Source organism: Streptomyces sp. NPDC024017, assembly GCF_040638895.1.
Classification (GTDB): domain Bacteria; phylum Actinomycetota; class Actinomycetes; order Streptomycetales; family Streptomycetaceae; genus Streptomyces.
In genome coordinates this window covers 625,045-645,113 of record NZ_JBEZYZ010000003.1, presented here as the reverse complement: position 1 = coordinate 645,113, position 20,069 = coordinate 625,045, and the positions used below count along the sequence as shown (strand labels likewise).

Below are 20,069 nucleotides of genomic sequence, written 5' to 3'. Positions count from 1 at the left end.
AGGACGACAGCCCTGACGACAGCCCTTGCTGACGCCCGGGCCGGAAAGGCGATATGTCAACCGAGCCGCGTGGGGACGACGCCCTGACCTCCGAGGAGATCCCGAGCCGCACGAACAGCTTCGTCGGCGAGCCGCATGACGTGACAGGTGCGCGGCTGGCCGCGGAGGAGTTCCTGCGTGATCTGGCACGCTCCTCCCCGCCCTCTGCCCCCGAGTACTGGGACGACATCCTGCTGGTGGTGACGGAACTGGCCGCCAACGCGGTCCAGTACGCCCCCGGTCCGTTCGCACTGCGGATGCGCCGGACGTTCGACGGTGTGCATGTGGTGGTGCACGACACCAGCACCACGGAGCCCGCCCCTCGCCCCTTCGACCCGCGCAGCGGCGGCGGGGGCATCGGCTGGCACCTGGTCCACACGCTGTGCGACCAGGTCAGCGTGGTGGCCGACGACCGGGGCAAGGACGTGCACGTGTTCATGCCCTGGTGAGCCGGGAGCGTCACGGGCGCGACGCGCCCGTGACGGCTCAGACCGAGGCCGTCTCGCGTGGCGGCAGCCGGTCGTAGTAGTCACCCACGGCCCGCAGGTATGCCTGGTCCCTCGTCTCGCTGTCGGTCTGGAAGCGGGGCGCCGCCTTGGCGTCCGCCCTGCTGCAGGCCAGTGTGACCTTCCTCCCCTCCCTGTCGATGCCGGTGACGACTCCGGCCGGTACCAGGACGCTGCGGCCGAACACCCAGACGCCGGTGTCGACGACCAGGTGCCGCATGTCGTGCGGCGCGGCCTCCCGGTCCACGTGCCCGATCGTGCCGTCGGTCGCGGCGACGGCGAAACCGGTCAGGTCCTGCCCCTCGATGTGACCGCTGTCCGGCGCGTACGACCAGATTCTGTCGATGGCCACGCTGCTCCATCCTCCCTGGCGATGTGCGGATCGCAATGCCTCCGGCGGACACCTCGCGCCCGCCGCGTTCCACAGCAGCAATTACCCTCCTGCCGCAAGCGCATTCGGCGCACACACCTTCTACCGCGGGCGACTTCCGGCGGCCGGTCCCGGCGATGTTCGGCCGAGGGTGCATGGAGGACGGTTTCCGGGGTAATCGCGGGTGCGCGGTGACATCCGAAGCCCGTCCACGAAGGGAGGCGCATGAGAAACGGCATTCGGGTCCGGAGAACGACCGGGATCCCCTCGCACCGCGGTCATCCCCAGAGGTGACCAGCCCAGGCCGTAGCACTTGTTGGAGGTATCCGTGCCCCTCGCCCAGAACCCGCTGTCCGTGGAAGTCGAACTGCCCCGGGAGGACGTGGCCCTGATCACGGTCGACGGCTACCTGGACGTCGACACCGCGACCGAGTTCCAGGCCCATCTGGCCAACCAACTCCACCACGGCCGACGGCACTTCCTGCTCGACCTCTCGTCCGTCCCCTTCATGGACTCGTCCGGGATGAACATCATTCTGCGGGTGTACCAGGAGACCCGTAAGACCGAGGGCAGCGTGCACGTCATCAGCCCGACGCCGGCCGTACGGCGCATCCTCGATCTGACCGGCGTCAGCATCACGGTGCCGATATCGGAGAGTGTCGACGAGGCTCTGACCCGTGTCGACGAAGGGCCGGACCTTCCGGAGGAGCCGAGCGTCTGACGGTGCGGTCGCCCCCTCGGGCCCGGCGCCGGCGAAGACCGGTGGCCCGGTGCCCTCGCTCCGCCCTGCCCGGACGACGGCTCGCCCGCCCTTCGCACGCCGATGACGGCGCCGCCAACCGCCGTTCCCCTGTACCGGATCGCTTGCACCGGAGCAGGTGTCGTACGAGGTCGGCGCATGGTTAGAGTTGTCGCCCGGCAAGTGCCACATCGCCGTCTCGTTGCCAGAAGCGGGCTCGGTCGACGCAACGCGGATGAGGAGAGAACCAGGTGCCGGAGCACGAAGCGGACGAACAGCTCGCCACGCCCACCCACGAGGTCAGGGACTTCCTGCACCGCCGGCGTGAGCAGATCGCCCAGCGGTGGGCGGACGAGCCTTTGTTCCGCACCGTGTTCACCGTCTCGCGCGACGAGGCGGTGGAGGCGGGCAAGGTCGTCGTGGACGCACTGGCCCAGGTGGCCGACTCGGAGCAGGTGGAGGACCCCGACGCCGCGGGATTCAGCGGCGTGCGCGAGCAGCTGGCCCGGATGGGCGTGGCCCGCTCCCGAGCCGGGCTGTCCAACACCCAGGTCTCCAGCGAGCTGGCCGCCCTGCGGCCGCCCGTGGAGAACCTGCTGGCGTCCGATCTCGAGCAGGCGCCCCCCGAGCACCTGCGGGCCTGTTCGACCGCACTGACGGTGCTGATGGGCACCCTGCGGCTGGTGGCCATGCAGACGGCACTGAGCGAGTGGCAGGCGCTCAGCGACCGGCAGCGGCTGCAGCTGATGGAAGTGGCCACGCCCGTCATCCGGCTGTGGGACGGCGTCGTGGCCGTGCCGCTCATCGGGACGCTCGACAGCGCCCGCAGCCAGATCGTGATGGAGACCCTGCTGAACGCCGTCGTCGAGCAGCACGCGCGGTTCGCGATCCTCGACATCACCGGGGTGCCCACGGTCGACTCGCTGGTGGCGCAGCACCTGATGAAGACGGTCGCCGCGGCGCGCCTCATGGGCGCCGAGTGCATCGTCTCGGGCATCCGCCCCGCCATCGCGCAGACCATCGTGCACCTCGGACTGGACCTGGACGTGATCACCCGTGCGAGCCTCGCCGACGCGCTGGGGTACGCGCTCCACGAGCTCGGCGCGGGCATCGTGAACACGGGTGCGGGTCAGCGGTGAACGACGCGTACCCCCGTCCCGTGACCGGCCATGTGCCGGTGCTCCGGCTCGGCGACGTCCTGCTGGTCACGCTCCAGGGAGACCTGCACGACAGCACGGCGCAGCAGCTCCAGCAGGACCTCGCCGAGACCATCTCCCGTACCGGGGTGCGCGGGGTCCTCATCGACATCTCCGGTGTGGAGATCGTCGACTCCTTCCTCGGCCGGGTGCTGGCCGAGATCGCCGCGCAGGCCAAGCTGCTGGCCGCGCGCACCGTGGTGGCCGGGATGCGCCCGGCGGTCGCCATCACCCTGGTCGAACTGGGTCTGACGCTGCCGGGGCTGAGCACCGCGCTCAGTACCGAGGCGGGCATGGAGCTCCTCGCGCAGCAGGCCCCGGTGACCCGTCCCGGCAGCCCGCGTCAGGAGAGTCCGTGATGCACACCGCCGCGGGCGTGGAGGCCTGCCTGCCCATCCGGTCGGACATGGACCTGGTGTGGGTGCGACAGCACGTGCGGCAGGCCGCGGCCCGGCTCGGCTTCGGCCTTGTGGACCAGACCAAGCTCATCACCGCGGCCAGCGAGCTGGCCCGCAACACCCTGGTGCACGGCGGTGGCGGACAGATGGAGGCAACCCAGGTCAGCATGGCCGGTGCGCAGGGGCTGCGGCTGGCCTTCTCCGACCAGGGGCCGGGCATCGCCGACCTGGAGCAGGCACTCAGCGACGGCTACACCTCCGGCGGCGGTCTGGGGATGGGGCTGAGCGGCGCGCGGCGCCTGGTGCACGACTTCGACATCGACACCACGCCGGGCTCGGGCACCACGGTGCGGGTGACCTGCTGGGTGGGCCGGCCGCCGCGCCCGCGCGAGGAGGTCTGATGCCACGCGTGTGGGACGTGCCGGTGCGCGACTCGACCCGGGTGCGCGACGCGCGGGTCGCGGCGGAGGATGCCGCCGCGCATGCCGGGCTGGACGAGCGGCGCACCGCGGCGGCCGCGCTGGTCGCGACCGAGCTCGCCACGAATCTGCTGAAGCACGCCGAGGGTGGTCAGGTGCTCATCGACGTCGTCGCCCCGCCGGTGCTGCGGGAGGGCCGGGCGGAGTCCCGGGTGGTGCAGATCGCCGCGATCGACCACGGCCCGGGCATAGCCGACGTGCCCGCGGCCCTGCGCGACGGTTTCTCCACGACCCGCTCGCTCGGCGCGGGGCTCGGCACGTGCCGGCGCCTCTCCGACGACTTCGCCCTGCACAGCGTGCCCGGCCGCGGCACGGTCGCGGTGGCCCGCGTGAGCGGGACGCCCCGGGGCGGCACGGCGCCGGTGCGCTCCGAGGGCGGGGTCTCCGTCGGCGGACAGTGGCCGGGCGGCGAGCCGCCGTTCGGCGCGGTGGCCTGCGGCGGCCTGACGGGCCACGCGGCGGTGTCCGGCATCGCGCCGGGCTCCGAGGAACAGGCCCGGGGCGCTGCCGACGGCCCCGCGCCGGCGGGGCTTCACGGAGCGCCGAACCACGCCCTCCCGGGCACCGGCACCCCGGCAACCCGGCCCGGCCCCTGGACGGCACCGGTCCACGACCTCGCGGAAGGCATCCAGGAGACCGACTCGGCTTCCCGGACGGCACCGGCCCACGACCCGGCAGCCACCGTCACACCCGGCAACCGCACCGATCCCCAGGCAGCGCCGGCCCACGGCCACGCGAGCGCCGGCACCCCGGAGACCGACTCGGCTTCCCGGACGGCACCGGCACACGACCCGGCAGCCACCGTCACACCCGGCAACCGCACCGATGCCCAGGCGGCACCGGCACACGGCCTGGCGTCCGGCGGTCAGACCGGTCATCAGGGCCCGGCGGTCCACAACCCGGCGGGCGCCGGGGCCACGGGCAGGGGCCCTGGGAAGGGCGAGCCGGGCTGGCCCGTGGCTCCGGATCACGGCCTCGCGGACACCGCGGCCGTGGGCAGGGGGCGGCCGAAAGCGAGCACGCCGGATCACCGCGCGACACCGGCACGCAGCCTCCCGGGCCCCGGGGCCGCCGCGCTGAACCGTTCCTTGCCGGTTGCCGGTGTGCGGGCCGGCGGGGTGAACATCCCCTACGGCGGAGCCGAGTACTCGGGAGACGCCTGGGCGTGGGTCCGGGCCGGGGACCGGGTCACGTTGCTGCTGGCGGACGGACTGGGCCACGGGCCGGAGGCCGCACGGGCCTCGTCCGCCGCGGTCGCGGCGCTGCACCGCTGGGCCCACCTCTCCCCCGCCGACGCGCTACGGCGGCTGCACGACGCGCTGAAAGGCACGCGGGGCGCGGCCGTCGCCTTGGCCCAGCTCGACCTGTCCACCGGGCGGCTGCGGTTCACCGGCATCGGGAACGTGGGGGCGCGGCTGCGCACCGACGGCACCTGGCGCCCCCTGCTGTCGCGGCCCGGCATCGTCGGGGTCCACCGGCCCACCACCCTCCGCGAGGAGGAGGCCGACTGGGTGGACGACCCGCTGCTGATCCTGCACACCGACGGCCTGCCCAGTCGCTGGACGCCGCCCTCCGACCCCACTCCGCCCGCGGCCGACCCGGCCGTGACGGCCGCCGTGACGATACGTGACGCCAGCAGTCCCGCCCGGCCGGTGCGGGACGACACCGCCGTGGCCGTGCTGACCTCGACCCCGCCGGAACGCCCATGATGCGCACTTGGCAGATCACCACCGTCACCGACGCGGCCCGCGCCCGCATCTCGCTCGCGCGCCTGGCCGCCGCCTACGGTGTGCCCACCGTCGAACGGACCCGGCTGGCCGCCGACCTCAGCGCCCACCTGCGGCAGTGCCTCACCAAGGGCGGCACCTGGCAGCTCACCATGGACCTGGCGGGCTCCCCCGCCGAGGAGGGGCTGCTGCACGTCGTGGTGACCCCCTCGCCCGAGGCGTGCGCCGCCGGGGAGCCGCTCTGGGAGATCACGGTCACCTGTCCCGAGACGGCCGAGGCCGCCGAGGACGGCACCGTCGCCGACGACCCCGCCGCCCTGTCGGAGGCGCTGCTCGGCGCCGACGAGGACACGGCCGTGGTGCTGGACAAGCTCACCGAGCAGGAGGACCTGGTCTCCTTCCACCGGGAGGAGCTGCACCAGACCAACCAGGGCGTGCTGGCCCTGCACGCCGAGCTGGACGCGGCCGGGCGGGCCCAGCGCGAGGCCTTCGCCGCCGAGCGCAGCGCCCGCAACGAGGCGGAGAGCGCCCGGCGCAGGCTGACGTTCCTCGCGGACGCGAGCGCCGTACTGACGGCGTCGCTGAACCACGAGGAGATCGTGCGCCGGCTGCCGGACCTGCTGGTGCCGGAGTACGCGAGCAGCGTCGACATCTGGCTCTTCGACCACGAGGAGGACAAGCACCGCTCGACGCCGCAGCCGGCCGCCGCCGTGGTCGCGGCCCGTACCGGGCGGCCCCAGTACGCAGCCGACCACCCCGGCAACCTGCCCGGCGTCGACGACCAGCCGCCGTCGGCGCTGGAACCCGGGCGGCCGCTGCTGTGTGTGCCGCTGCCGACGCGGCGGGCGCCGCTGGGGATCCTGACGCTGTCGCCGCCCGGTGCGCGCTGGGACCCGGACGACGCGGTGATGCTGATCGAGCTCACCCGCCGGGCCAGCATCGCGATCGACAACGCCCGGCGCTTCGAGCACAACCGCGACATCGCCGAGACGCTCCAGCGCGCCCTGCTGACGGACCTGCCGGCCACGCCCGGCCTCAGCCTGGCCGCACGGTACCTTCCGGCCACGCACGGGCTGAACATCGGCGGCGACTGGTACGACGCGTTCCCCCAGCGGGACGGCGGCCTCATCACCGTCATCGGCGACGTGACCGGACACGGACTGCACGCGGCGGTCATGATGAGCCAGCTGCGCACCGCCCTGCGGGCGTACGCCGTCGACGGCGACAGCCCCGGCCGGCTGCTGACCCGGCTGCACCGCTTCCTGCACCATCTCCAGCCGGACCTGTACGCCACCGCCGTCATCGCCCGGTTCCACCCGGACGAGCCCACGCTGACCTGGGCCGCCGCGGGGCATCCGCCGCCGGTGCTGCGCCTGCCCGACGGCACCGTGCGCACGCTCGACGCCAAGCCCGGCGCGATGCTCGGCATCCCGCTCACCCAGGAGATCGCCGACCACACGGAGCACCTGGCGCCCGGTTCGACCCTCGCGCTGTACACGGACGGGCTGGTGGAGCGGCGTGCGCAGGGCATAGACCCGGGCATCGAGCGGCTGGCCGCGGCGCTCGGCGGGTTCCGCTCGGCGGAGCTGGACGCGGACCTGGAGGGCTCGGCGGACCGGATCCTGCATCCGCTGCTGAGCGATTCCGAGCGGGACGACGACGTGTGCCTGTTGCTGTGTCATTTCCAAGGCGGCGTCGGCTCCTGACGGCGGGTCCGGCCGGCCCCGGTGTGCACGTGTTCTTCACTCCGGCCTGGTGCTTTTCGGCCACGGTGCGGGCATGGTGGTGATCGACGCGTTCGTCTGCCTGCCGCGTCCGGCTGGCGTACCGGCCGGACACACGGTGGGATCGAAAGGGTGCGAACCAGCGATCCAGGGGCAGTCGGAAGGCGTTCGAGGCAGACCGCCTGGAGCCGCAGAAAGGGATGAACACCGTGACACGACCCAGGATCCTGGTGGTTGGCGCAGGCTTCGCCGGCGTGGAGTGCGTCCGCCGTCTGGAACGGAAACTCTCCCCGGACGAGGCCGACGTCACGCTGGTGACGCCGTTCGCCTACCAGCTCTACCTGCCGCTGCTCCCCCAGGTCGCCTCCGGCGTGCTGACGCCGCAGTCGATCGCCGTCTCCCTGCGGCGCAGCAAGAAGTACCGCACCCGGATCATTCCGGGCGGCGCCATCGGCGTGGACCTGAAGTCCAAGGTCTGCGTCATCCGCACGATCACCGACGAGATCGTCAACGAGCCGTACGACTACATCGTGCTGGCGCCCGGCAGCATCACCCGCACCTTCGACATCCCGGGCCTGACGGACCACGCGTTCGGGATGAAGACGCTCGCCGAGGCTGCGTACATCCGTGACCACGTCATCTCGCAGCTGGACCTGGCCGACGCGAGCCAGGATCCCGTGGAGCGTGCCTCGCGGCTGCAGTTCGTGGTGGTCGGCGGCGGTTACGCGGGCACCGAGACCGCGGCCTGCCTGCAGCGGCTGACGCACGCGGCGGTCAAGCGCTACCCGCGGCTGGACCCGAGCCTCATCAAGTGGCATCTGATCGACATCGCGCCGAAGCTGATGCCGGAGCTGGGTGACAAGCTCGGCAGCAGCGCGCAGGAGATCCTGCGCCGGCGCGGCATCGACATCTCCCTGGGCACCTCCATCGCCAAGGCGGGCCCCGAGGAGGTCACCTTCACCGACGGACGGGTGATCCCGACCCGCACGCTCATCTGGACCGCCGGGGTCGTCGCCAGCCCGCTCATCGCCACGCTCGGCGCGGAGACCGTCAAGGGGCGGCTCGCGGTCGCCCCCGAGATGAACCTGCCGGGCAACGACGGGGTGTTCGCGCTCGGCGACTCGGCCGCCGTGCCCGACCTGGCCAAGGGGGACGGGGCCATGTGCCCGCCCACCGCGCAGCATGCCCTGCGGCAGGGCAAGCACGTCGCCGACAACGTCATCGCGTCGCTGCGGGGCCTGGCGATGAAGCCGTACGTCCACAAGGACCTCGGGCTCGTCGTCGACCTCGGCGGCACCGACGCGGTCTCCAAGCCGCTGGGCATCGAACTGCGCGGGCTGCCCGCCCAGGCGGTGGCCCGCGGCTACCACTGGTCGGCGCTGCGCACCAACGTGGCCAAGACGCGGGTCATGACGAACTGGCTGCTCAACGCGGTCGCGGGCGACGACTTCGTACGGACCGGGTTCCAGGCGCGCAAGGCCGCGCGGCTGAAGGACTTCGAGTACACCGACGCCTACCTGACGCCGGAGCAGGTGCGGGCGCAGGTCGAAGGGTCCGGCCTGCCGGATTAGAACCGGGTCGGGCCGGGCCGGAGGGGAGCCTCCGATCATGGCATGTCATGCTGAGATACGGATCTTGGTGTGAGTCGGGAGAGAGTGCGGCGGCGTGAGGGCAGCGGGACGCGCGGTGCGGGCACGACTGCGGGACCGGATCGCGGCGTCCGACCCCGGACTGCTGCGGCTGACGGCCGGGTTGCGGACGGTCGGCGCGATCGCCCTGACCCTGGCCGTGCTCTCCCTGCTGGGGGCCGATGTGCATCTCCTGGTGGCGGGGGCCATGGCGGCGATGGTCGCCACCTTCGCCATCCGGGAGAAGCAGCTGGGTGCGCAGGCCGTGACCCTGGCGCTGGGGCTGCCGGTGGCCCTGGCCTCGGTGTCCCTGGGCGCGGTGCTCAACTCGCGTCTCGTCGTCGGTGACGCCTTCTTCGTCGTCCTGATCTTCTGCGCGGTCTACGGCCGCCGGTTCGGCGACCGGGGCACCGCGCTCGGTCTGATCGGCTTCCAGGTCTACTTCCTGTCCCTGTTCGTCGGCGCCACCGTCTCCGCGCTGCCCGCGCTGTGCGGTGCCATGGCCCTGGCGTTCTGCTCCAGTGCCCTGATGCGCTTCGCGGTCGTGCCCGCGTCGCCCACGGGTGTGCTGCTGCGGATGCGGCTGGCCTTCCGCGCGCGGCTGGCCCAGCTGGTGTCCGCGCAGCTCGAACTCCTCGACGCCCCCGCGGACGAGATGGACAAGGCGCTGGCGGCCGTGCGCGAGGGCACCGCGCGGCTCCACGAGACGGCGATGATGATCCAGGACCGGCTGGAGGAGGGCACCCCGGACGAGTCGGCGGCACGGCTGGTGCAGCGCAGGATCGCGGACGCCGAGATCGCCGCCGAGCGGCTCGGCCTGCTGCTGCTGACCGCCCGCAGCGCCGAACGGGCCGACACGCTCACCCTGCACCTGCCGGGCGCCCCCGCCCCGTCGGTGGCCGGGCCGGCGGTGCCGGACGAGACGAGTGCCACGCTCCGTCGCGATCTGCAGGCGCTGCACGCCTTGGTGCTGCGGGCGGGCAGCGGCGACACGGGCACCGGGCTGGCCCATGTGCGCAACCGTCTCCTCGGCTACCGGGACGAGGAGAACCTGCCGCCGGCGTCGGCCGCCGTCCAGGACGTCTTCCGCGGCATCGGCGAGTCGGCCCGCGCGGTGCTCGGGCTGCGGATCGCGCTGGACGGCCCGCAGGACGAGTCGGACGACACCCCCGCGACGGCCCGCTCCCGCGAGGAGCTGGACGCCGAGGACGCGGCGATCGACGGCGGCGAGGAAGCCGCGCAGGAGGAGGAGACGGGACTGCGGCGGCCCACCACGCGTGCGGCCGTGCAGGTCGCCGTGGGGTCCTCGCTGGCCATCGTGGGCGGCGAGCTGCTGTCCACGCAGCGCTGGTACTGGGCGGTGCTGACGTGCTGGATCGTTTTCCTCAACACCGCGTCGACGGGCGAGATTTTGGTCAAGGGGTACCGGCGGCTGCTGGGCACGGTGTTCGGCGTGGTGGCCGGCATCGTCCTGGCGGGACTGGTCGGCCGGCACACCTGGACGGCGTTCGCCCTGGTCCTGGTGCTGATCTTCGCGATGTTCTACGTGGCACCGCTGTCGTACACGCTGATGTCGTTCTTCGTCACCGCGATGCTGGGGCTGCTGTACACGCTGCTGCACACCTACAGCCTCGACGTGCTCGTGCTGCGGATCGAGGAGACGGCGCTCGGCGCGGCCTGTGGGGTGTTCGCGGCGGCGCTGGTCCTGCCGGTGCAGACGGATCGCCGTACGAACGAGCTGCTCGGCACCGTGCTGGAGCGGCTGGCCGAGGTCACGGAGGCCGCGGTCGGCCAGCTCAGCGGCGGACCGGCGGACGAGCTGCTGGACAAGGCGCGCGACCTGGACCAGGCGCTGGCCGATCTGCGGGGCGCGACCCAGCCGCTGATCCACCCGGTCACACCGCTGCGGACCCGGCGTCACACGGCCCGGTACGTGGTGGCGCTGCTGGAGACGTGCGCGTATCACGCGCGGACGCTGGCGGCCACCGCCGAGCTGCTGCCCACGCATCCCTCGATCGCGGCGGACCCACGGCTGCGCGGGGCCGCCGGGCGCACGGTGCGCAATATCGAGACCATCGCGGCCCGGGTCGCCGACGAGCACGCGGACGTGCAGGCCGAGACCGGGCCGAGCATCGCCTCCCTGCTGGGGTCGGACGCCGGCACACCGCGCTACGGCCGCATCACCGACCGCGTGCTGCGGCATCTGGAGCGGTTGGACGAAGCCGTGGTGGGCCTCGCCCGGCCGCTGGGCGTGCCGGTGGCGGCGCCCAAGGGGTGAGAACCGCCCCAGGGGTGAGAGGCGCTGCCCGTCAGAAGTCCGTGGGCAGCCCGCTCACCTCGGCGATGCCCCGCAGCTCCTCGGTCTGCTTGTGCCGGTCCCGGATGTAGTCGGCTATCTCGCCGAGGCGGATCGGGTCGGACGCGGTGGTGGCGTCCGTGACGATCCTGACCGGGCCGGTGTCGTCGACGTCGAGTTCGACCACTTCGTTGTCCAGGCGGCCGGTGACGGCGGTGGCGATGACGAGGGCCACCTCGTCACGGACCTCCTGGGGCAGTTCGTCGTTGGCGCCGGAGTCGAGCGCGAAGTCGAGGCTGGACAGGCGTTCCTCGTCGATCGCCTCGAGGACCGGTTCCACCGCGCGCATCAGAAGGCGGTAGTCCTCCGTGTCCATCCGGATGCGCAGGAGGTCCAGGTACACGTCCACGGGCCGGCCGTCGCCATGCGGAATCTCGGAATCGCTCATTGGCTTCGTGTTCCCCGCAGAACGCGGCTCAGACGCGTCGCCACCGGGCCATGGCGAAGGAGAAGATCCCGAAGAGCACCAGCCCGGCCGCGACGCAGACCAGCAGCCAGGGGCCGAGCGGGGTGTCGGCGAAGGAGCGCAGGGTGTCGTCCAGGCCCTTGGCCCGGTCGGGCTCGTAGTCGATGGCGGCGCGGACGGCGAAGACACCGGCCACCGCGAACACCAGCCCGCGGGCCGCGCCGCCGACCACTCCGGTGACGTCCACCAGCTGCCGCGTCCGGTGGCTCATCTGCCCCAGCCGGAGCTTGTCGTGGTACTTGCGCAGCACCGCGCGTACGGCGATCCAGCCGCCGGCCGCGACGATCGCGATCCCGGCGGCACCGACCAGCCACTGGCCTGCGGGTATCTCCAGGGCCTTGGCCGTGGCGTCCCGGGACTGCTGGTCGCTGGATCCGCCGCTCTGGTGGCGGCTGGCCGCGAACGTCAGCACCGAGTAGGCGACGAAGACGTAGAAGGCGAAGCGGGCCGTCGCCATCAGCCGTTTGCGTGCGCTGCGGCCGTCCTTGCCGATCGACCCGAAGAGCGCTTCGGACAGCCGCCACAGGGCCATGCCGACGAGCCCGATGCCCAGCGCCCACAGCAGCACCGCGCCGAACGGCTTCTGTGCCAGTTCCTGCAGGGCTCCCCCGCGGTCGGCCTGCCGGCCCGTGTCGCCGAAGGCGATCTGCAGGGCCAGCGCTCCGACGAGCAGATAGATCACGCCCCGGGCGGTGAAGCCCGCCCGTGCCGCCCCCTCGGTCACCGAACCCCGCGCCATTCGCCGGGCCCGGAACCGACCGCTCTGTGCCATCGCACTCGTGTTCATTTGACCTCCCGGCAGTCCGGATGCCCCGGGTCGGCGTCCACACACCCGGCGCAGCCTCCGGACCAGGGGATTCCGGTTCGAGGCCGGGTCCTGTCCGCCACAGCGACACGGCGGTGCCACTTCCGTCACGGGCTCAGGACCGCCGGAGCCTCGATCCGCGGTCGGCGCGGCCGAGGGCGTGCAGGTGCTCCAAGGCGTCCAGGACCACCGTGCGGTCGTGCCAGGCGAGCCAGCGGCCGGCCTGACCGCCCACGGTGTCGAGGGCCTTGGTCTGGGCCGCCGTCAGTGCGCTGAGGGGCCGGTCCGTGTGGGCCGAGACCATGCCGACACACATCCCGGACGCGGTCGTCAGCGGGACGCTGTGGCAGGCCCTGCTGCCCGCCGCGAGGATGGCCTGCCGGGCCGGTTCGGTGAACACCGGGTCGCTCTCCACGTCGTGCACGGTGACCTGGGCGACGTCCCGGGCGGCCCGGGCGCAGGCGGTGCCGTCGTCGCCGACGTGGGCGAAGAAGTCGACGAAGTCGGCCGTGAGGCCGGTGTGCTGCTCGATGCGCAGACCTCCCCGCGCGGGGTCGGTGAGCTGCACGTTACCCATGTCGGTGCCGACCACCGCCAGGGTGGAGTTCAGCACGGCCTTCAGGACGGCACTGCGGCTGCCGGACCCGGACCGGTGCGCCTGGGTGAAGGTCAGCTCGGGCTCCGGGCCGCGGACGCGCCGCGGGAACCACAGTGTGTCCCGCCCGTCGGGACGCGGTGCGGTCACCAGAACGCCGGCCAGCGTGCGCAGCTTGACGTTGTACCGCTGGGAGGCCCGCTGGAGCAGCGCGAAGGCGCTCTCCCCGTCGGGCAGCGCGTACCGCTCCTGCAGAATGCCCTGGGCCTGCGAGATCAGCGGGTGGACGCGGGCCCGGGCCCGCAGGTCGCGCACCTCGGCGCGCAGGCGCTCCAGCTCGCCGTCGTCGTCGGCTGATGCCCGCCCGGCTGTGGACATGGGACTCCCAGGGGTGTCGATGGCATGACGCGAACGGGCCCGGCCGCGGCTTCCGCCGTCGGCCGGGCCCTCGTTCTGTCCCGCCTTCCCCGTCGTCTCAGTGGCACACGCGGATCAGGCGGGCTCCGGGGTCGGCATGCGCTGTCCGGCCGTCGGCGCAGCGGTTTCGCGGACCGGTGCGGGTGCGGCCGCGAGCCACTGGTGAGCGGCTTCCAGGGCGCGCTTGACGTCCCTGGTGCCGGTGGACACGCACAGCGTGTACGCCAGGTCGCGTGCCCTGGGATTCAGCTCCGCCGGTCCGCGGGCGGCCTCGGCGGCTGCCAGGGCCTCGTACTCGTCGACGAGTCGGCGCAGCACGGCGGGGTGGGGCCTCAGCATGGTCGTTCGCTCCTCGTGGGGTCGGATGGTCAGGCCGTCGTGGAGGTGCCGCCGCTCCCCCGGGTGCCCGGCCGCTGCCCCAGCACCTCGTCGCGCACGCGGGCGCAGCTGCGGCTGATGAGGCGGGAGACGTGCATCTGGGAGATGCCGAGGTGGTCGGCGATACGGCTCTGGGTCATGTCCTCGAAGAAGCGCATGTAGAGGATGGCCCGTTCGCGTTCCGGCAGCCGGCGCAGCCCTTCCTTCGCCGACTCACGGTCCACGACGACGTCGTAGGACGAGTCGGCCGCACCGAGGGTGTCGGCGAGGCTGTAGCCGTCGTCGTCGGCCGAGAGCTCGGCGTCCAGCGACAGGGTGCTGAAGCTGTCCAGGGCCTCGAGCCCGGCGTTGACCTCTTCCTCGCTCAGGCCGGTGTGGGTGGCGAGGTCCGCCACGGAGGGCTCGGGGCTGCCCGGGTTCTGGGTGAGTTCGCGGCGTGCCACCCGCACCTTGTTGCGCAGCTCCTGCACACGGCGGGGGACCCGCAGGGCCCACATGCGGTCCCTGAAGTGCCGCTTGACCTCGCCGGTGATGGTGGGGACGGCGTAACTCTCGAAGGCACCCCGGCTCGGGTCGAACCGGTCGATGGCCTTGACCAGGCCCAGTGCGGCGACCTGCCGGAGGTCCTCGATCGACTCTCCGCGGTCGCGGAAGCGGCCGGCGATGCGGTGGGCCATGGGCAGCCACAGGGTGACCAGTTCGTCGCGGACGGCCTCCCGCTCGGGTCCCTCTTCCAGCTCCGCCATCCGGGCGAAGAGGGCGGCGGTGTCGGGGGCGTCGTCGTGACGCCGCCGGGAGGCGGTGGTCGTCGTTTCGGCCGTGCCGGGACGATGGGTGGGCGTTTCGATGAGCATGCGGATTCGCTCCTGAACGGTGGTTTCAGGGACTGACCGCGGGAGGGGCGCTGCCCGGATCGCCTGGACGGCCTCCGGGGCAGTCATACCGCTCCCGCTGGCGCGCCTCCGGTCCGAAGCACGAAATTGCGTCTGCCCTGCCCCCGGTGGAACAAACTCCGCTTTGCAGTGCAATCTGTGGAGTACCGGCTCACGGGCGCTCAGGACAGGGGTACGACGGCGGTGATGCACTTGCCCCCGGCGGGCAGGTCCGACACACGGACATCGCGGGCGAGCCGGCAGACTATGGGCCAGCCGTGGCCGCCGTGCCGGAGCCGTCCGTGCGGATCGGTGCGTGGCATGGTCACCGGCAGCGCGTCACTGCCGTCGCTCACCGACACTCGCACGCCGGGGCCGTCGACGTCCACCTGGAAGTCGGTGACACCGCCGCCGTGCAGGATCGCGTTGGTGGTCAGCTCCGAGGCCACCAGCAGTGCGTCGGACAGGGCGTCCGTGTCGCACGGGGTGTGGGTGGCCCGGCAGCGTTCGGCCACAGCTCGCTCCACCGCCCGGCGCGCCTCGGCAGGTTTGCACGGCCGGGCCCGGTGGACGCCGGGCGGCTCGAATACGGATTCGATCATGTGCTCGTCGCACATTCTGCAGCTCCCTGTCGGCACGGACGGAATCCGGGTCCTGACCGCTTTTCCGTGGCCGCCCGCACGGGCCTGCCCGGGGCCCGCGGACCCGCTGCTTGCTTCGACCTGGCGCGGCGTTCGGGGCGCGCACCGCGAGCGCCGCGGTCTCACTCTTCGGCTCACCTTTCCCCGCACCTGCAAACCTCCGGTCCGGCCGGAAGACCCGAAAACACCTCGAACGGCCGTGAGCCGGTGCCATCTCCGGGCCTTGGGCGGGTACGCGGTGTGCATGACCGATGTGGTGGATTCGGACGAGCTGCTGCGGCGCATCCGGCGCGCGAGGGACTGCGCGATGCAGGAGGAGCGGACGTGGCGGACCAGGAGCGAGGAGCTGGACGCGACCGACCCGCAGGGGGCCCGGGACGCGACCGTGCGGCGGATGTCCTACGAGGCGGTACTGCGGGTGCTGGACGAGATCGTGACTCCGGGCAGAAACGCCCCGGAGGGCTGACCGGGCGGAGAGCGGTGCCTGTTCGGGTGGGGCCGGAATGCGAGGGCACCCGCAGGGAACCCGGGCGCGCATGACGGTCGACCACACACGAGCACCGGTTCTGGAAGCCCTGGACGAGTACCGGCGCAAAGGGCATCTGTCGTTCACGCCGCCCGGGCACAAGCAGGCCCGCGGCGCGGATCCGGCGGTCCGGGAGATTCTCGGTGACGCGGTGTTCCACGGGGACGTGCTGGCCTCGGGCGGTCTGGACGACCGGCTCACCCGGGGCCGGGTGCTGCAACGGGCCCAGGAGCTGATGGCCGACGCGGTGCACGCCGAGCACACGTTCTTCAGCACGTGCGGGAGTTCCCTGTCGGTGAAGGCCGCGATGCTGTCGGTCGCGGGGCCGCACGAGAAGCTGCTGATCGGGCGCGACGCGCACAAGTCGGTGGTGGCGGGGCTGATCATCTCCGGTGTCGAGCCCGTCTGGGTCGAGCCCCGGTGGGACGCCGGACGCAACCTCGCTCATCCCCCGTCGGCGGAGGAGTTCGACCGGGCCTTCGACGCGCATCCGGACGCGCGCGGCGCGCTGGTCACCAGTCCCACGCCGTACGGCGGCTGCGCGGACCTGCGGGCGATCGCCGACGTCTGTCACCGGCGCTCGCGGCCGCTGATCGTCGACGAGGCGTGGGGTGCGCATCTGCCGTTCCATCCCGGTCTGCCGTCCTGGGCGATGGACGCGGGCGCGGACATCTGCGTGACCAGCATCCACAAGATGGGCAGCGGTCTGGAGCAGGGTTCGGTCTTCCATCTCCAGGGCGATCTGGTGCCGCCGGAGCTGCTGGGGATGCGGGCGGACCTGCTGGGCACCACCAGCCCCTCGGTGCTGATCTTCGCGGGCCTGGACGGCTGGCGGCGGCAGATGGCGCTGCACGGCAGGGAACTGATGGGCGGTGCACTGGACCTCGCGGCCGAGGTCCGCGCCGCCATCGAGGAGATCGACGGACTGCACGTCAACGACCGGGACGACTTCTGCGGCCCGGGCCTGTCCGACGACTTCGACCCGCTGCCCGGCGTCATCGACCTCGCCGGACTCGGGATCACGGGTTTCCAGGCGGCGGACTGGCTGCGCGAGCACCGGCACATCGACGCGCATCTGGTGGACCACCGGCGCATCGGCGCCCAGATCACCCACGGTGACGACCGGGAGACCACCGGGCAGTTGCTGGAGGCGCTGCGGGACCTCGCGCGGGCCGCACCCGATCTGCCCGGGGGACCGCGGGTGGAGGTGCCGTCGCCGGCGGAGCTGCGGATGGAGCAGGCGGTGCTGCCCCGGGACGCGTTCTTCGGCCCGGCCGAGGCCGTGCCGGTGGCCGAGGCGGCCGGGCGGGTCGCGGCCGAGATGATCACGCCGTATCCCCCCGGCATCCCCGCGGTGCTCCCGGGCGAGCGGCTGACCGAGCCGGTGCTGGCGTACCTGCGCACGGGGCTGGACGCGGGCATGCACCTGCCCGACCCGGAGGACCCGGAGCTGGACACGGTCCGGGTGCTCACGCAGTGATCCGGGAAGTGAAACAGGTCACGCAACCCGGTATCCGGTGCACACACGCCCGCTAGATGGTTTATGGTTCATCCATATGTGGTGACGGAGTGGACCCCTCGTCCTCCGTACACCACCGCTAACGGCCCTGGCTGGTCTCCCCCGTCCAGCCAGGGCTTTTTCATGCCCGGACGGTCTGTCGGAAGAAGTCCCGTACGCCGAGGTGCCCAAGGCCCCGGCAGCGGCTGAAATGGGCTTAGGGACAGCACCGCAGTCGACCGCCCTGCGAGGAGCTCCGCGTCATGACCAAAGCGATCAAACTCCTGACCGCCCTGCCTCCGCCCCAGCGGCAGCGTCTGATGACGCTCGCCCGGGAGGTGTCCTTCCCCGAGGACGCCCGGATCTTCGAGGCGGACGGCCCGGCCGAGCGCTTCTGGGTCATCCGCTCCGGCGCCGTCTCCCTGGACCAGCAGGTGAACTCCCTGCAGCGGGTGACCGTGGCCAGCCTCGGCGCCGGCGACCTGCTCGGCTGGTCGTGGCTGTTCCCTCCGTACACCTGGGACTTCGGCGCGGTGGCGTTCAGCCCCGTGCGGGCCTACGAGTTCGACGCCGGGTCCGTACTGGCGCTGTGCGAGGAGGACCCGGAGCTCGGGCTGATGCTGGTGCGCAACGTCGCCGAGGTGCTCGCGCACCGGCTGGAGATGACCCGGGGCAAGCTGATGGAGCAGTACACGCTGCACCGGCGCGGAGTCCTGTGAGAGGTCAGACGCGGTAGCGCCGCAGCGCCGGTACGGCGGCGGCCAGCGCCAGCATCACCGCGACGACCAGCAGTCCGCCGCCCGCGACGGCGGTACGGGGGCCGAAGGCGGAGCCCGCCGTGCCGTGCAGCACGTCGGCGAGGCGCGGGCCGCCGGCCACGACGACGGTGAAGACGCCCTGCATGCGCCCCCGCATCTCGTCGGTGGCGGCGGACAGCAGAATCGCCCCGCGGAAGACCATGGAGACCATGTCGGCCACCCCGGCGAGGGCGAGGAACGCCACCGCGACCCAGAGGTTGCGGCTCAGCCCGAAGCCCGTGACGGCCACACCCCAGGCGACCACCGCCCCGATCACCATCCAGCCATGGCGCCGGGCCCGGGAGAAGGTGCCCGAGAACAGCCCGCCGAGCACGGCGCCGATGGGGATCGCCGCGAACAGCAGGCCCAGCGCGAGCCCTTCGCCGTACGGGGCGTAGGTCTGGGAGGCCAGCTGCGGGAACAGGGCGCGGGGCATGCCGAGGACCATGGCGATGATGTCGGCGAGGAAGGACAGCAGCAGCACGGTGTGCCCGGAGATGTAGCGGAAACCGGCGGCGATCTCCTTCACGCCCGCGCGCCGCACCGCCGTGCCGGCCAGGGGTGGGAGTGACGGCAGCCGGTACACCGCCCACACCGTCACGCACAGGGCCAGCGCGTCGATGAGGTACAGCTCGGGCAGGCCGATGACGGGGATGAGGGCGCCGGCGAGCAGAGGACCGGCCACCTGCCCGGTCTGCATCACGGTCGAGCCGAGGGCGCCCGCGGCGGGCAGTTCGTTCTCGGGGACCAGCCGGGCTATGGAGGCGTTGCGTGCCGGTGCGTTGAGGCCCCAGAAGGCCTGCTGCACGGCGAGCAGCAGCATGAGCGCGCCCACCGACTCCAGGCCCGTGAAGGCCTGGAGCCAGAACAGCACCGAGGTGACGGCGATGCCGCTGTTGGTGATCAGCAGCAGCTTGCGCCGGTCCATGGTGTCGGCGATCGCCCCGCCCCACAGCGCGAACACGATCAGGGGCACGAGCCCGGCCAGGCTCGCGGCACCGACCCATGCCGAGGAACCGGTGATGTCGTAGATCTGCTTGGGGACGGCGACGGCGGTGAGCTGGCTGCCGACGGCCGTGACGATGGTCGAGCCCCACAGCCGCCGGTAGGCGGGGCGGCGCAGGGGGCGGGTGTCCATGGCCCAGCGCCGCCGGGGCGCCTGAGATTCGGGCTCCCGCTCTTCGGTGGTGCTCTTGCTCGTGTCCACGCGCCGCTTCCTCGATGCTCGCTACATCTTTTCGGGCGGGGATCACTATCGCATCAGCCCGAGAGGGCACCGCGGCCGAGGTGTCAGCTTCCGGCGACGAGCACCGCACCCAGCACGATCATGGTGGCGGCGACCAGGCCGTCCAGGACGCGCCAGGCGGCGGGCCTGGCGAGGAAGCGGCCGAGCAGCCGGGCGCCGAAACCGAGGGCGGTGAACCAGCACAGGCTGGCCAGCACCGCGCCGAGGCCGAAGGTCCAGCGCAGCGGACCCTGGTCGGCGGCGACGGAGCCCAGCAGGAACACGGTGTCGAGGTAGACGTGCGGGTTGAGCCAGGTCATCGCCAGGCAGGTGAGCACGGCCCGGCGTACCGATCCGGTCGCCTCCCCCTCCGTCCGCAGCGCGCCGCCGTCCGGCCGGAACACCCGGCGGGCGGCCAGGGCGCCGTAGCCCAGCAGGAACGCGCCGCCGACCCAGCCGACCACCGTCAGCGCGCCCGGCCACTTCACCACCACCGCGCCGACCCCGCCGACTCCGAGCGCGATGAGCGCGGCGTCGGACAGGGCGCAGATCCCGACGACGGCGAGGACGGCCTGGCGGCGGATCCCCTGACGCAGGACGAAGGCGTTCTGGGCGCCGATGGCGACGATGAGGGACAGTCCGGTGCCGAAGCCGGCGGCGCCGGCGGTGAAGGTGCTGGTCATGGCG

The 20,069-nt window shown here is 72.6% G+C and carries 20 protein-coding genes and 2 pseudogenes; 13 read left to right on the top strand and 9 right to left on the bottom strand.

Annotated elements, in window-relative coordinates; all coding sequences use genetic code 11:
- The first annotated feature begins 53 nt into the window (after positions 1 to 53).
- Positions 54 to 488, top strand: a complete 435-nt coding sequence (locus AB0G20_RS11315; RefSeq protein WP_361299308.1) for an ATP-binding protein — start codon at positions 54 to 56, stop codon at positions 486 to 488.
- A 37-nt stretch (positions 489 to 525) separates the two neighbouring features.
- Here the strand turns inward: AB0G20_RS11315 and AB0G20_RS11310 are convergent, their stop codons facing one another.
- A complete protein-coding gene (locus AB0G20_RS11310; RefSeq protein ID WP_361299305.1) occupies positions 526 to 897 on the bottom strand; it encodes a PRC-barrel domain containing protein in 372 nt (123 codons plus the stop codon).
- Positions 898 to 1,243: 346 nt separating this feature from the next.
- Here AB0G20_RS11310 and AB0G20_RS11305 point away from each other — a divergent pair, with 346 nt between their 5' ends.
- From AB0G20_RS11305 to AB0G20_RS11265, 9 genes and pseudogenes are all read left to right on the top strand, one after another.
- Positions 1,244 to 1,636, top strand: coding sequence for an STAS domain-containing protein (locus AB0G20_RS11305; RefSeq protein ID WP_361299302.1), 393 nt, complete (start codon positions 1,244 to 1,246; stop codon positions 1,634 to 1,636).
- Positions 1,637 to 1,905: 269 nt separating this feature from the next.
- Positions 1,906 to 2,793 carry an STAS domain-containing protein gene (locus AB0G20_RS11300; RefSeq protein ID WP_361299299.1) on the top strand — a complete coding sequence of 296 codons (888 nt, stop codon included), beginning with the start codon at positions 1,906 to 1,908 and terminating at the stop codon, positions 2,791 to 2,793.
- Complete coding sequence (locus AB0G20_RS11295; protein ID WP_361299297.1) at positions 2,790 to 3,209, top strand: STAS domain-containing protein; 420 nt, start codon at positions 2,790 to 2,792, stop codon at positions 3,207 to 3,209. Before AB0G20_RS11300 ends, AB0G20_RS11295 begins: the two co-directional genes overlap by 4 nt.
- Positions 3,209 to 3,649, top strand: coding sequence for an anti-sigma regulatory factor (locus AB0G20_RS11290; RefSeq protein WP_361299413.1), 441 nt, complete (start codon positions 3,209 to 3,211; stop codon positions 3,647 to 3,649). The genes AB0G20_RS11295 and AB0G20_RS11290 overlap by 1 nt, the downstream gene beginning before the upstream one ends.
- Positions 3,649 to 4,059: pseudogene (locus AB0G20_RS11285) on the top strand (anti-sigma regulatory factor); the annotation flags it as partial. The gene AB0G20_RS11290 and the pseudogene AB0G20_RS11285, both read left to right, overlap by 1 nt.
- A gap of 771 nt (positions 4,060 to 4,830) precedes the next feature.
- Positions 4,831 to 5,436 (top strand): annotated as a pseudogene (locus tag AB0G20_RS11280) (SpoIIE family protein phosphatase); the annotation flags it as partial.
- Positions 5,433 to 7,160 carry a SpoIIE family protein phosphatase gene (locus AB0G20_RS11275; RefSeq protein WP_361299294.1) on the top strand — a complete coding sequence of 576 codons (1,728 nt, stop codon included), beginning with the start codon at positions 5,433 to 5,435 and terminating at the stop codon, positions 7,158 to 7,160. The pseudogene AB0G20_RS11280 and the gene AB0G20_RS11275, both read left to right, overlap by 4 nt.
- Positions 7,161 to 7,378: 218 nt before the next feature.
- Complete coding sequence (locus AB0G20_RS11270; RefSeq protein ID WP_361299291.1) at positions 7,379 to 8,749, top strand: NAD(P)/FAD-dependent oxidoreductase; 1,371 nt, start codon at positions 7,379 to 7,381, stop codon at positions 8,747 to 8,749.
- A 94-nt stretch (positions 8,750 to 8,843) separates the two neighbouring features.
- On the top strand, positions 8,844 to 11,084 hold the full coding sequence (locus tag AB0G20_RS11265; RefSeq protein WP_361299288.1) for an FUSC family protein: 2,241 nt from the start codon (positions 8,844 to 8,846) through the stop codon (positions 11,082 to 11,084).
- Between the two features lie 31 nt (positions 11,085 to 11,115).
- On the opposite strand, the gene AB0G20_RS11260 is transcribed toward AB0G20_RS11265, so the two are convergent.
- The 6 genes from AB0G20_RS11260 to AB0G20_RS11235 all read right to left on the bottom strand — a co-directional run bounded on the left by AB0G20_RS11260 (position 11,116) and on the right by AB0G20_RS11235 (position 15,312).
- Positions 11,116 to 11,550, bottom strand: a complete 435-nt coding sequence (locus tag AB0G20_RS11260) for a hypothetical protein (RefSeq protein ID WP_248509876.1) — start codon at positions 11,548 to 11,550, stop codon at positions 11,116 to 11,118.
- Positions 11,551 to 11,578: 28 nt separating this feature from the next.
- The gene (locus AB0G20_RS11255) at positions 11,579 to 12,415 is read right to left on the bottom strand and encodes a DUF1206 domain-containing protein (protein ID WP_361299285.1); all 837 of its coding nucleotides are present in this window, start codon (positions 12,413 to 12,415) and stop codon (positions 11,579 to 11,581) included.
- 133 nt (positions 12,416 to 12,548) lie between these two features.
- Complete coding sequence (locus AB0G20_RS11250) at positions 12,549 to 13,406, bottom strand: ANTAR domain-containing protein (RefSeq protein ID WP_361299282.1); 858 nt, start codon at positions 13,404 to 13,406, stop codon at positions 12,549 to 12,551.
- Between the two features lie 114 nt (positions 13,407 to 13,520).
- Positions 13,521 to 13,784, bottom strand: a complete 264-nt coding sequence (locus AB0G20_RS11245) for a DUF5133 domain-containing protein (RefSeq protein WP_361299279.1) — start codon at positions 13,782 to 13,784, stop codon at positions 13,521 to 13,523.
- A gap of 29 nt (positions 13,785 to 13,813) precedes the next feature.
- On the bottom strand, positions 13,814 to 14,677 hold the full coding sequence (locus AB0G20_RS11240) for an RNA polymerase sigma factor SigF (protein ID WP_361299276.1): 864 nt from the start codon (positions 14,675 to 14,677) through the stop codon (positions 13,814 to 13,816).
- A 200-nt stretch (positions 14,678 to 14,877) separates the two neighbouring features.
- Positions 14,878 to 15,312, bottom strand: a complete 435-nt coding sequence (locus AB0G20_RS11235; RefSeq protein WP_361299273.1) for an ATP-binding protein — start codon at positions 15,310 to 15,312, stop codon at positions 14,878 to 14,880.
- 268 nt (positions 15,313 to 15,580) lie between these two features.
- On the opposite strand from AB0G20_RS11235, the gene AB0G20_RS11230 reads away from it, so the two are divergent.
- The 3 genes from AB0G20_RS11230 to AB0G20_RS11220 all read left to right on the top strand — a co-directional run bounded on the left by AB0G20_RS11230 (position 15,581) and on the right by AB0G20_RS11220 (position 18,079).
- Positions 15,581 to 15,802 carry a hypothetical protein gene (locus tag AB0G20_RS11230; protein ID WP_361299270.1) on the top strand — a complete coding sequence of 74 codons (222 nt, stop codon included), beginning with the start codon at positions 15,581 to 15,583 and terminating at the stop codon, positions 15,800 to 15,802.
- Between the two features lie 70 nt (positions 15,803 to 15,872).
- Entirely contained in the window at positions 15,873 to 17,342 is a 1,470-nt protein-coding gene (locus tag AB0G20_RS11225) for an ornithine decarboxylase (protein ID WP_361299267.1), read from the top strand.
- A 281-nt stretch (positions 17,343 to 17,623) separates the two neighbouring features.
- Entirely contained in the window at positions 17,624 to 18,079 is a 456-nt protein-coding gene (locus AB0G20_RS11220) for a cyclic nucleotide-binding domain-containing protein (protein ID WP_361299264.1), read from the top strand.
- A 4-nt stretch (positions 18,080 to 18,083) separates the two neighbouring features.
- Here AB0G20_RS11220 and AB0G20_RS11215 read toward each other — a convergent pair whose 3' ends face one another.
- Both AB0G20_RS11215 and AB0G20_RS11210 read right to left on the bottom strand, forming a co-directional pair.
- Positions 18,084 to 19,364, bottom strand: coding sequence for an MFS transporter (locus tag AB0G20_RS11215; protein ID WP_361299261.1), 1,281 nt, complete (start codon positions 19,362 to 19,364; stop codon positions 18,084 to 18,086).
- 83 nt (positions 19,365 to 19,447) lie between these two features.
- The gene (locus tag AB0G20_RS11210) at positions 19,448 to 20,065 is read right to left on the bottom strand and encodes a LysE/ArgO family amino acid transporter (protein WP_361299258.1); all 618 of its coding nucleotides are present in this window, start codon (positions 20,063 to 20,065) and stop codon (positions 19,448 to 19,450) included.
- Between the last annotated feature and the right edge of the window lie 4 nt (positions 20,066 to 20,069).

Coding starts and splice junctions, on each gene's coding strand:
- AB0G20_RS11315 (WP_361299308.1), top strand. CDS start 54: ATGTCAACCGAGCCGCGTGGGGACGACGCCCTGACCTCCGAGGAGATC.
- AB0G20_RS11290 (WP_361299413.1), top strand. CDS start 3,209: ATGCACACCGCCGCGGGCGTGGAGGCCTGCCTGCCCATCCGGTCGGAC.
- AB0G20_RS11275 (WP_361299294.1), top strand. CDS start 5,433: ATGATGCGCACTTGGCAGATCACCACCGTCACCGACGCGGCCCGCGCC.
- AB0G20_RS11270 (WP_361299291.1), top strand. CDS start 7,379: ATGAACACCGTGACACGACCCAGGATCCTGGTGGTTGGCGCAGGCTTC.
- AB0G20_RS11260 (WP_248509876.1), bottom strand. CDS start 11,550: ATGAGCGATTCCGAGATTCCGCATGGCGACGGCCGGCCCGTGGACGTG.
- AB0G20_RS11255 (WP_361299285.1), bottom strand. CDS start 12,415: ATGAACACGAGTGCGATGGCACAGAGCGGTCGGTTCCGGGCCCGGCGA.
- AB0G20_RS11250 (WP_361299282.1), bottom strand. CDS start 13,406: ATGTCCACAGCCGGGCGGGCATCAGCCGACGACGACGGCGAGCTGGAG.
- AB0G20_RS11245 (WP_361299279.1), bottom strand. CDS start 13,784: ATGCTGAGGCCCCACCCCGCCGTGCTGCGCCGACTCGTCGACGAGTAC.
- AB0G20_RS11240 (WP_361299276.1), bottom strand. CDS start 14,677: ATGCTCATCGAAACGCCCACCCATCGTCCCGGCACGGCCGAAACGACG.
- AB0G20_RS11235 (WP_361299273.1), bottom strand. CDS start 15,312: ATGTGCGACGAGCACATGATCGAATCCGTATTCGAGCCGCCCGGCGTC.
- AB0G20_RS11230 (WP_361299270.1), top strand. CDS start 15,581: ATGACCGATGTGGTGGATTCGGACGAGCTGCTGCGGCGCATCCGGCGC.
- AB0G20_RS11225 (WP_361299267.1), top strand. CDS start 15,873: ATGACGGTCGACCACACACGAGCACCGGTTCTGGAAGCCCTGGACGAG.
- AB0G20_RS11220 (WP_361299264.1), top strand. CDS start 17,624: ATGACCAAAGCGATCAAACTCCTGACCGCCCTGCCTCCGCCCCAGCGG.
- AB0G20_RS11210 (WP_361299258.1), bottom strand. CDS start 20,065: ATGACCAGCACCTTCACCGCCGGCGCCGCCGGCTTCGGCACCGGACTG.